Annotated in this window: 6 protein-coding genes; 5 read left to right on the forward strand and 1 reads right to left on the reverse strand. The window is 72.4% G+C overall.

Going from position 1 to position 10,593, the window contains the following annotated elements:
* Positions 1-91 precede the first annotated feature (91 nt).
* From ACPXCS_RS25845 to ACPXCS_RS25865, 5 genes are all read left to right on the forward strand, one after another.
* Positions 92-3,352 (forward strand): BTAD domain-containing putative transcriptional regulator, encoded by a 3,261-nt coding sequence (locus tag ACPXCS_RS25845; protein ID WP_425951186.1) that lies wholly within the window; start codon positions 92-94, stop codon positions 3,350-3,352.
* A 310-nt stretch (positions 3,353-3,662) separates the two neighbouring features.
* On the forward strand, positions 3,663-4,718 hold the full coding sequence (locus ACPXCS_RS25850) for a glucose-1-phosphate thymidylyltransferase (RefSeq protein WP_425951204.1): 1,056 nt from the start codon (positions 3,663-3,665) through the stop codon (positions 4,716-4,718).
* Positions 4,715-5,704 (forward strand): dTDP-glucose 4,6-dehydratase, encoded by a 990-nt coding sequence (rfbB, locus tag ACPXCS_RS25855; RefSeq protein WP_425951185.1) that lies wholly within the window; start codon positions 4,715-4,717, stop codon positions 5,702-5,704. Before ACPXCS_RS25850 ends, rfbB begins: the two co-directional genes overlap by 4 nt.
* Positions 5,701-7,089: an NDP-hexose 2,3-dehydratase family protein gene (locus ACPXCS_RS25860; protein ID WP_425951184.1), complete on the forward strand. Its 1,389-nt coding sequence runs from the start codon at positions 5,701-5,703 to the stop codon at positions 7,087-7,089. Before rfbB ends, ACPXCS_RS25860 begins: the two co-directional genes overlap by 4 nt.
* A gap of 51 nt (positions 7,090-7,140) precedes the next feature.
* The gene (locus ACPXCS_RS25865; RefSeq protein ID WP_425951203.1) at positions 7,141-8,091 is read left to right on the forward strand and encodes a UbiA family prenyltransferase; all 951 of its coding nucleotides are present in this window, start codon (positions 7,141-7,143) and stop codon (positions 8,089-8,091) included.
* An 85-nt stretch (positions 8,092-8,176) separates the two neighbouring features.
* Here ACPXCS_RS25865 and ACPXCS_RS25870 read toward each other — a convergent pair whose 3' ends face one another.
* On the reverse strand, positions 8,177-10,585 hold the full coding sequence (locus ACPXCS_RS25870) for an ATP-binding protein (RefSeq protein ID WP_425951183.1): 2,409 nt from the start codon (positions 10,583-10,585) through the stop codon (positions 8,177-8,179).
* Positions 10,586-10,593: the final 8 nt, after the last annotated feature.

The following is a 10,593-nucleotide window of genomic DNA, read 5'->3' on the forward strand; positions in this document are numbered from 1 at the left end:
TCCCGGCCGATCGCTCCCGGCCGGTCGCTCCCGGCCGTCTTCGCACCGCATCGCCCTGACGCGCGCCGCCCGGTTCGGCTAGCGTGATCACATGCGTTTCGGGGTGCTCGGCCCGCTGGCGGTGTGGACGGACGAAGGGCGGCCGGTGCGGGTGCCGGAGCTGAAGGTGCGTGCTCTGCTCACCGCGCTGCTGATCCACCGTGGCCGGCCCGTGTCCGTGGACCGGCTGATCGACGACCTGTGGGGCGCGCAGCTGCCGAGCAACCCCGCCGGTGTCCTGCAGAACAAGGTGTGGCAGCTGCGCCGGGCCCTGGAGGACGCCGCGCCCGGCGGCCGGGACCTGGTGGTCTCCCGCCCGCCCGGCTACGGGCTCGTGGTCCCGCCCGGGTCCGTCGACGCCGACCGTTTCCTCGACCTGACGGCCCGCGCCCGCCACAGCACCGATCCCCGCACCCGGACGAACCTGCTGACCGAGGCGCTGGCCCTGTGGCGGGGGCCGGCGTTCGCCGACTTCGTCGACGAGGAGTTCGCCCGCACCGCCGCCGACCGCTTGGAGGAGCAGCGCCTGACGGCGCTGGAGGAGCAGGCCGAGGCCCGCCTGGAGCTCGGCGAACACGCCCTGGTCGCGGACGAGTTGGCGGATCTGGTGGGGTCGCATCCGCTGCGCGAGCGGCTGCGTACGGCGCACATCCGCGCCCTGTATCTCGCCGGCCGGCAGAGCGCCGCCCTCACCAGCTACGGGGAGCTGCGCGAGCGGCTCGCCGAGGAGCTGGGCGTGGACCCCTCCCCCGAACTGGCCGCGCTGCACCAGGCGATCCTCACGCAGAGCCCGGCCCTGGCGGCCGCGCCGTCGCCGAGCACCACCGCGGCCCGGCCGCCGACGAACCTGCCCGCCCCGCCGGTCGACCTGATCGGCAGGGACGCGCTGATCGAGCGGCTGCGCGCACTCGTCGGCCGGCACCGGCTGGTGACCCTCACCGGCTCGGGCGGCGTGGGCAAGACCCAGCTCGCCCTGGCGACCGCGGCCGCGGTCGGCCCGGAGTTCCCCGGTGGTGTCTGGCTGGCGGAGTTCGCCTCCCTCGACCGCTCCGCCACGTCGGCCACGGAGGTCCACGAGGTGGTCGAGGCGGTGCTCGGCGTGCGCGACGACATCACCTCCTCCCCTTCCCCCGACGGCGACCCGCTCTCCTCCACCGCGCGGGTGGCGCACGCCCTCGGCGACGCGCCGGCCCTGCTGGTCCTCGACAACTGCGAGCATGTCGTGGAGCCGGTGGCCGAGTTGGCGGCACGGCTGCTCAGAGCGGCGCCGCGGCTGCACATCATGACCACCAGCCAGACCTCGCTCAGCGTGGGCGGCGAGCAGCTCGTGGAGGTGCCTCCGCTGGACCTGCCGCGGTCCGCCGCGGGGCTGAGCACCGAGGACGTGCTGCGGTTCAGCGCCGTCGAACTGTTCACGGCGCGGGCCGCAGCGGCCGCCCCCCGCTTCCGGCTGAGCGAGGAGACCATCGCCCCCGTGGTCTCCGTCTGCCGCCGTCTCGACGGCATCCCGCTGGCACTGGAGATGGCGGCCACCCGGGTACGCGCCCTGGGCGTGCGGGAGCTGGCCGCCCGGCTCGACGACCGGTTCACGCTGCTGGCCGCCGGGACCCGCGACGCCCCGGCGCGCCACCGCACGCTGCGGGCGGTCATCGAGTGGAGCTGCGGCCTGCTGAGCCCCCGGGAGCGGGCGGTGCTGCACCGCCTGGCCGTGCACGCCGACGGCTGTTCGCTGGCGGCGGCGGAGGAACTGTGCGCGGGCGCGGGCGTGGACCGCACGGAGGTGCTGGACCTGCTGGCCCGTCTGGTGGACTGCTCCCTCGTGGTCATGAGCGACGGCGTCGACGGGCCGCGCTACCGGCTGCTGGAGTCCGTCACCGCGTACTGCCTGGAGCAGGTGGGCGAGAGCGGTGAGCTGGAGACCCTGCGCCTGCGCCACCGGTCCTACTACACCGCGTTCGCCGAGCGGGCCAGGCCGCATCTGCGCGGCCACGGGCAGCGGGAGTGGCTGCGCCGGCTCGACAGCGAGACGGCGAACCTTCGGACGGCTCTGGAGAGCGCCGTGCACAGCGGGGACGGCGAGCGGGCCCTGCGGCTGGTCAACGCCCTGGCGTGGTTCTGGCATCTGCGCGGCCGCAACCGCGAGGCGGAACGTTCCCTGACCGCGGCGCTCGCCCTGGTGCCGCGGACCCCGGTCACCCGGGCCGCCGCCGAGGCGACGGCCTGGCTGGGCGGGACCAGGCTGCTCCTCGGCGGCGGCAAGGACCCGCTCGCCGAGTACCGCGCCGCGCTGCGCCCCTACGAGGAGCTGGACGACCCCGGCGGCGAGGCGCACGCCCAGTGGTTCCTGGGGTCCAACCTGTACGGCGTCGGGGACCTGGGGCCCAGCGAGGAGCTGGTCGAGCGGGCGCTGATGACGTTCCGGGCGCTGGAGGACCGCTGGGGCACGGCGGCGGCGCTGAGCAGCCGGGCGTTCATCGCCAAGCTGCGCGGCGAGTTCGGCGCGCTGCGCAGGTACGGCGAGCAGAGCCTGGAGATGTTCCGCGAACTGGGCGACCGGTGGGGGCAGTTGCGGGCCATGGTGCCGCTGCAGACGCTGGCCGAGGTGGTCGGGGACTACCCGCAGGCCGGGCGGCTGCTGCGCGACGGGCTGCGCATGGCGGAGGACCTGGAGCTGTGGCCCGAGGTGTCGTTCCACCTCTCGGGGCTGGGGCGGATCTCCCTGCTCACCCGGGACTGGGCGCTGGCCCGGGAGTACCACGAGCGGGCCCGGCGGCTCGCCGTGGAGCAGTCGGACGACTTCGGCGAGCAGTTCGCCGAGATGGGACTCGCCATGGGGGCCCGCCGGGAGGGCGACCTGGACACCGCCGAGCGTCACCTGCGCAACGTGCTCGACGTCCACCGGCGCATGGGCTACCAGCCCGGCGTGCCCTCGCTGATCCTCGCCGAGCTCGGGTTCGTCGCGGAGTTGCGCGGTGACCCGCGGACCGCCCTGGAGTTGCAGCGGGACGGCCTGCGGGTCGCGCAGGAGTCGGGTGATCCCCGCGCGGTCGCCCTGGGTCTGGAGGGTCTGGCCGGGGCGCAGCTCCTGGCGGGCCGCGCCGAGCGGGCGGCGTGCCTGCTCGGCGCGGCCGCCGCGGCCCGGGGACGCGTGGGCACTCCCCTGCCCGAGGGCGAGCGGGACGACGTGGACCGGATCGCGGCGGGCGCCCGTGAGCGGCTGGGCGAGGAGCGGTTCACCGCCGCCTACGAACGGGGCGGAACGCTGAGCCCCGAGGAGGCGGCGCAGGAGACGCCGGCCGGCGAGCAGGTGTGACCCCCGGGCCGGCCGGCGAGCAGGTGTGACCCACAGGCCGGCCGGGCACGCGCGCGGGCCCGCACGGCGTCGGCCGCGGTGCCCCGCCCGTGCACCGGCCCGGCGCCCCGCCCTCGTGCCCGGCGGCGCCGGCCGGATCGCCCTTCCGCATGGGTGAATAGCACGGAACGCGTCACGCCAAGCAGGACATGACAGAGTCCAAGAACATATCAACGGACGTCCAAGACGGCGCCGTTAGCCTCACTCATGCACTCCCGGAAAATCCTACGGACATCACCCATTGGCCGAAGAATCGATCCGGAAGGACAAAGTGAAGGCTCTCGTACTGTCCGGCGGGATGGGAACCCGGCTTCGGCCCTTCACCTATTCCACGCCGAAACAGCTGATTCCGGTCGCCGGCAAGGCGGTCCTGGAACATGTCATCGACAACATCCTGGCTGCGGGCATCACCGATATCGGCGTGATCGTCGGCGACCGGTCGGAACAGATCCGCGAAGTGATGGGCGACGGGTCCCGGTTCGGCGCCCGCATCACCTACATCCACCAGGCACAGCCCCTCGGGCTGGCCCACTGCGTGCTGATCGCCCGGGAATTCCTGGGTGCCGACGATTTCCTGATGTACCTCGGCGACAACGTCCTTTCTGAGGGAATCACGGAAATCACGCGGACTTTCACGGCACACCGGCCGGACGCTCAGATCGTCGTGCAGAAAGTCGCCGATCCGCGGTCTTTCGGAGTCGCCGAGATCGACGAGTCGGCCACGGTGACCCGGCTCGCCGAGAAGCCGTCCGTACCACGCAGCGAACTCGCTCTGATCGGCGTCTACTTCTTCACTCCGGCCATTCACCGGGCGGTGGACAGCATCCGGCCGAGTGCGCGCGGGGAGCTGGAGATCACCGACGCGATCCAGTGGCTCGTGGAGGACGGAGCCCGTGTCAAGGCGAGCGAGTACTTCGGCTTCTGGGCCGACACCGGAAGTGTCGACGCCGTCCTCGAAGCCAATCGCAGGCTGCTGGACGAGGTGTGCCCGCAGCGGCGCGGCGAGGTGGACGACGCCAGCGTTCTATCCGGTCCCGTGGTGCTCTCCCCCGATGCGCGCGTGGTGCGCTCCCGCATCGAGGGGCCTGCGTACATCGGCCCCGGGAGCGTGGTGGAGGACAGCCACCTCGGGCGCTACACCGCGATCGGCGCCGGCTGCGCGGTGCGTCGCTCGCTCATCGAGGACTCGATCGTGCAGGACGGGTCCTCGTTGTCGGACCTGCGCAGGCTGAGCGGCTCGCTCATCGGCAGGACCGCCTCGGTGACGGCCACCCGCCGGCACCGGCTGATCGTCGGGGACGACTCCCGGGTGGAGGTTGCATCATGAGAATCCTGGTCACGGGCGGCGCCGGCTTCATCGGCTCGCACTATGTGCGCGCCGTGCTCGACGACCGCTATCCGCAGGCCGTCGGCGCCCGGGTGACCGTCGTCGACAAGCTGACCTACAGCGGCAACCTCGCCAACCTGCCGGTGGGCGCGGAGCGTCTGGACTTCGTCCGCGGCGACATCTGCGACGCCGGACTGCTGCGGGAGCTGCTGCCCGGCCACGACTCGATCGTGCACTTCGCGGCCGAGTCACACGTCGACCGGTCCGTGGCGGCCGCCACCGACTTCATCCGCACCAACGTCATGGGCACCCAGGTGCTGCTCGACTGCGCGCGCCTCGCCGGTGTGGAGCGGATCGTGCACGTGTCCACCGACGAGGTCTACGGCTCGATCGCGTCCGGGTCGTGGACCGAGACCTGGCCGCTGGCACCCAACTCGCCGTACGCGGCGTCCAAGGCCGCCTCCGACCTCGTGGTCCGCTCCTACTGGCGCACCCACGGGCTGGACGTGTCGATCACTCGCTGTTCCAACAACTACGGCCCCTACCAGCACACCGAGAAGCTCATCCCGCTCTTCGTCACCAACCTCCTGGAGGGCAAGCCGGTGCCGCTGTACGGGGACGGGCACAACGTCCGCGAGTGGATCCACGTCGAGGACCACTGCCGCGCCGTGGAGGCGGTGCGCGCCAAGGGCCGGGCCGGGGAGGTCTACAACGTGGGAGGGGGTGTCGAACGGACCAACCTGGAGCTCACCCACCAGTTGCTGGAGCTGTGCGGCGCCGACGCGTCGGCCGTCCGCCGGGTGGCCGACCGGCTGGGGCACGACGACCGCTACTCCCTCGACGGTACGAAGATCCGCGAGGAGCTGGGCTTCGAGCCGGCGGTGCCGTTCGAGCGCGGTCTGCGCGAGACCGTCGACTGGTACCGGGACCACCCCGGCTGGTGGCAGGACGTCAAGCGCGCCGCCACCTCGGAGGCGGCCCGATGAGCGCGCAGGCGCCGGCCCTGCGCAGCCGCGACGAGCAGGCGGCCGGACCGGACCGCCTTCTCCGCTCGGCGCTCGCCACGCACGGCCGCGGTCCGCGTACCGAGGAGTTCGTGCCGTGGCTGGCGGAGCGCACGCGATCCCACCGGTACCGGGTGGAGCGCATCCCGTTCGCCGACCTCGACAGCTGGTCCTTCGCGCCGGGGACCGGCAATCTCGTGCACCGCAGCGGACGGTTCTTCACGGTGGAGGGCATCCACGTCACCCATCCCGAGAACCCGGTCCCGGAGTGGCGCCAGCCGATCATCAACCAGCCGGAAGTCGGCATCCTGGGCATCCTGGCCAAGGAGTTCGACGGCGTCCTGCACTTCCTGATGCAGGCGAAGATGGAGCCGGGCAACCCCAACCTGGTGCAGTTGTCGCCGACCGTGCAGGCGACCCGCAGCAACTACACGAAGGTGCACCGGGGCGCGGACGTGAAGTACCTCGAGTACTTCCTGGACGTACCGCCGGAGCGGGTCATCGCCGATGTGCTCCAGTCGGAGCACGGCTCGTGGTTCCTGCGCAAGGCCAACCGGAACATGCTGGTGGAGGCGGAGGGCGAGGTCCCGCTGGAGGACGGTTTCTGCTGGCTGACCCTCGGGCAGATCGGGGAGCTGCTGCGCCTCGACAACGTGGTGAACATGGACGCGCGTACCGTCCTCGCCTGCGCCCCGGTGCAGCCGGCCGAGACCGGAGCGCTCCACTCCGACCTGGGGCTGCTGTCCTGGATCACCGCCGAGCGTTCCCGGCACGACCGCCGGGTGCGGTCGGTGCCGCTCGCCGAGGTGACGAACTGGGTGCGCGGCGACTGGTCCATCGACCATGTACCGGAGGGCTACTTCCGCGTGATGGCGGTCGCGGTGGAAGCCGCCGGCCGGGAAGTCGCGCAGTGGACCCAGCCCTTGATCGAACCGCTCGGTCTCGGGGTCACGGCGTTCGTGACCCGCCGCTTCGGCGGTGTCCCGCACCTGCTCGTGCGGGCCCTCCCGGAGGGTGGCCTCATGGAGACGCTGGAGCTGGCGCCGACGGTGCAGTGCGTGCCGGACAACCACCGCCACCTGGGCCCCGCACAGCGCCCGCGCTTCCTCGACCTGGTGCTCGGCGCCGACGAGAAGCAGATCCGCTACGAGGCGGTGCACTCCGAGGAGGGCGGCCGCTTCTATCACGCGCAGAGCCGTTATCTGTTCGTCGAGGCGGACGAGTCGCAGGCCCCCACCGAGCCACCTGCGGGGTTCCGCTGGATCACGCCCGGGCAGCTCAACGCGCTGGCGCGGCACAGCCGGTACGTCAACGTGCAGGCACGTTCACTGCTCGCCTGCCTCAACACCGCCGCGGTGACGCTCTGAGGAGGCGTCCCCGGCCCGACAGTAAGGACTCACTCCATGGCGGCTACGGATATGCAAGTGGCCCCCGAAGCAGGCGTTCTGCAGCGACTCGGCAGGTACGCCAGGCTGGTCAAGTTCCAGTTCGTCCTCGACTTCCTCCTCGCACTGCTCATCGTGTGGACGGCGATGGAGCCGGGCGCCCGCCTGGACGGGCAGGTGCTCCTGACGCTGCTGGTGTTCGCCGTGGGGAAGGTGGGCGTACTGTCCGCGGTCATGACGCTGGACGACGTGACCGGCGTCAAGGACGGCAGCGACACGGCGAACTACCTCTCCGACGACAACACCGAGCTGCGGCCACTCAAGCGCAAGCCGCTGCTCACCGGCGAGCTCACCGTGCACCAGGCGCAGCGGTTCGGGTACGTGGCCCTGGTGTGGGGGGCGCTGTGGTGGCTGGTGGCGGTGCTCGCGGCACCGCACGCGCCCGTGTGGGGTGTCGTGGTCACCACGCTGCTGCTCGTCTTCAGCCCGCAGTACTCGTGGGGTCTGAAGCTCAGCTACGTCGGGCTCGGTGAGCTGCTGCTGCTCTTCTCGGCCACGGCGTTCGTGCTGTCTCCCTACTCCCTGACCGCCGGTGACCTTCCCGCGCTGGTGCTGGTGGAGGCGCTGCTGTTCGGGTTCGGGCAGCTGCTGATAGCCGGTTACTCCAACACCCAGGACATCGACGGGGACGCCGCGGTGGGCCGGCGCACCGTCGCGGTGATGACGTCGAGGCGTGGCAACCAGGTGTTCCTGGGGGCGCTGACGGCGGTGAACCTCCTGGTGATCATCGGGCCGTACGCCGCGGGGTGGATTCCCGGCTGGTTCGTGGTGGCGACCCTGCCGCTGATGGCGCTGCGGCTGCGCCAGTACGTCTCCTTCCTGCGCGACGGCCACGCGCTGCTGGCGCGCTCCCGTGGCGTAGTGGTCTTCAGGACGACCGTCGCCTGTGTGCTGCTGTTCAACGTGGCGCACCACTGGTTCTGAGCGTGCGGGGCCCGGTGAGCGGAGCAGTGGCATCACCGCCGCTCCGCCTGCCGGGCCCCAGCCCTGACACCCGCCTGCGAACTCTCTAGATCCGGGAGGCGCGCGCGCCGGTGGGCCGCAAGGCCGTCGACCGGCTCCGGCGGGCGGAGTCCTGCTTGGACATCCAGCTGGCGACCTGGACCCGTGACGTGCACGCCAGCTTGCGCATGATCTTGCGTACGTGGTTCACGGCCGTCCACTCGGCGATGCCGAGACGGCGGGCGATCTCCCGGTTGGTGAGGCCGTTGGCCACCAGTTCGGCCACCTCCCGCTCCCGCGGGGTGAGCGGGTTGCGGGCACCGTCCGGTGCGCGGTCCGCCTCGGCGCTCTCGGCAGGGGTCAGTACGGCGGCGACCGCGGCCTCCGGCGGCGACTGCCGGCCCTCGGCGGCGAGCTCCGCGGCCTCCTCCTCGCCCAGGCGTACCCGGGTCAGGGCGGTGACCGCGTCCACCTCCATGCGCACGGGGGCGGGCGCGACGCAGCCGGTGGCGGCCCGGATGCCCGCCGCCGCTCCCAGGGCCCGTGCCGCCCGGCGCCAGGTCTCCATCGACTGGCCCCGGCTGCGGGTGAGCAGGAGCGTGAACTTCTCCAGGCCGAGCGCGCACAGCGCCAGGTGCCCCAGCTCGGCGAAGTCCCGCAGGGCGGATCGGTACAGATCGACCGCGCCGTCCTGGTCGCCCAGGGCGAAGGCCACGTCGCCCAGGACGAGACGGGTGAGCGCGATGTTGCGGACGTCCCGCTGCCGCTCGAAGAACTCCAGCGCCTCCTCGGCGAGTCTGCGCGCGCAGGCCGCGTCACCCTCGGCGCGGCGGACCTCCGCGAGGACGCGCAGCACCTCGGCGTGTTCCGCCCGGTCGTCGTCCGTGGCGGCGGCCACGCAGTCCTCGAGGCGGCGGTCGGCCTCGGCCAGGTCCCCGCGCCGCAGTGCGACGAGCCCGGCACCGCGCATGCAGGCGGCGACCCCGGCGGCATCGCCGAGCTCCTCGTACGCGGCACGGGCCTTGCCGAGGCAGTCCTCGGCCGCCGTCATCTCGCCGGCGCTCAGCAGGAGTTCGGCGAGCACCAGGCGCCCTGTGGCCTGCTGGGCCAGGGTGAGACCGCCGGTGTCGTCGAGTCCGGCCCGCAGCCGGGTGATGCCTTCCCTGATCTCCCCGCGGGCCTGCCAGTACTCGCGCAGGTTCACGGCGATCGCGACCAGGTCCGCCGTGTCACCCGTGCGCGCGAGGAAGTCCAACGCGCTGGTGAGGTCCTGCCGCCAGTAGTCGATCACGAGCAGCCACCGGCTCTGGTCCGGGCCGCGCAGTCCGCTCCCGGCGCTCTCGGTGAGGTCGACGCAGAACGCGGCGTGCGCCGCGGACAACTCCCGCTCCTCCCCCAGCGTGTGCGCCTCCTCCAGCAGGAACTGCCGGGTGAGGCCGAGCATGGAGATGATGAGCTCGCCGTCGGAGCACTCCTCGGTGTGCAGCAGGCTCTTGTCGACGAACGTCTCCAGCAGGCGCTGGAGTTCGCTGACGCCGCCCGACCACAGCGCCTGGGCGGTCGGCAGGTCGAAGGCCCGGTGGAACACGGCGAGCCGTCTGAGCAGGGCCCGTTCGTCCTTGTCCAGCGTGTCGAGCTGGCGGGCGATGGCGGCACCCATGCTGCGGTGCCGGGACAGGGTGTCGAACTCGGTCCCGGACAGGGCGTCGAGGCCGGAGTCGAGTTCGTCCAGGAGGCGCTGCGGGGAGAGCATCTTCATGCGGGACGCGGCGAACTCGATGGCCATGGGCAGGCCGTCGGTACGGCGGCAGAGCCGGACCACGGCGTCGCGGTTGTGCTCGGTGAGCGCGAAGTGGGGGCGGCTGACGACGGTGCGTTCCACGAACAGCTTGACCGAGGGGATCTCCCGCAGCTCGTCCAGGTCCGGCTCAGATCCGGCCGGGGGCAGCTCCAGCGGGCGCAGGCGCAGCAGGACCTCGCCGTAGATGCCGAGTCGTTCGTTCCCGGTCATCAGGACGGTGAGCCCGGGGCAGTCGTTGACCAGGCGGGTGACGGCCGGTACGAGCGCGGCGCGCATCCGGTCGCAGCCGTCCAGGAGGAGCAGGCAGCGGCGGTGCCGCAAGTAGGCGCGCAGCAGGGGGTACACGGGGCGGCCGGTGCCGGTCTCCAGGCCGAGGACCCCCGCGAGCAGCAGCTCGGGGTCCTGGCCGGGGTGGATGTCGTTCAGGTCGACGGCCCAGCCGCCGTCCTCGAAGGACTGGGCGACATCGGCGTACGCGGCCGCGGCGAACCGGCTCTTGCCGACTCCGGCGGGGCCGGTGACGGTGACGACGCGGACGGCCGGGTTGCCGAGGAGTCCGCGCAGTTCGGCCCGCTCCTCCTGCCGGCCCACGAGGGAGCGGTTGGCGACGGTGAGCAGACCTGGACCGCCGGCGCTGAGGTCGTCGATGGTGGTGCGCGGACTGATCGGGTACATGGGCAGCC

Source organism: Streptomyces sp. DT190, from assembly GCF_049846985.1.
Classification (GTDB): domain Bacteria; phylum Actinomycetota; class Actinomycetes; order Streptomycetales; family Streptomycetaceae; genus Streptomyces.

What these genes read in the sequence shown, in the direction of transcription:
- ACPXCS_RS25870 (WP_425951183.1), bottom strand. Translation starts at nt 10,585, where the DNA reads ATGTACCCGATCAGTCCGCGCACCACCATCGACGACCTCAGCGCCGGC.
- ACPXCS_RS25860 (WP_425951184.1), top strand. Translation starts at nt 5,701, where the DNA reads ATGAGCGCGCAGGCGCCGGCCCTGCGCAGCCGCGACGAGCAGGCGGCC.
- ACPXCS_RS25865 (WP_425951203.1), top strand. Translation starts at nt 7,141, where the DNA reads ATGCAAGTGGCCCCCGAAGCAGGCGTTCTGCAGCGACTCGGCAGGTAC.
- rfbB (WP_425951185.1), top strand. Translation starts at nt 4,715, where the DNA reads ATGAGAATCCTGGTCACGGGCGGCGCCGGCTTCATCGGCTCGCACTAT.
- ACPXCS_RS25845 (WP_425951186.1), top strand. Translation starts at nt 92, where the DNA reads ATGCGTTTCGGGGTGCTCGGCCCGCTGGCGGTGTGGACGGACGAAGGG.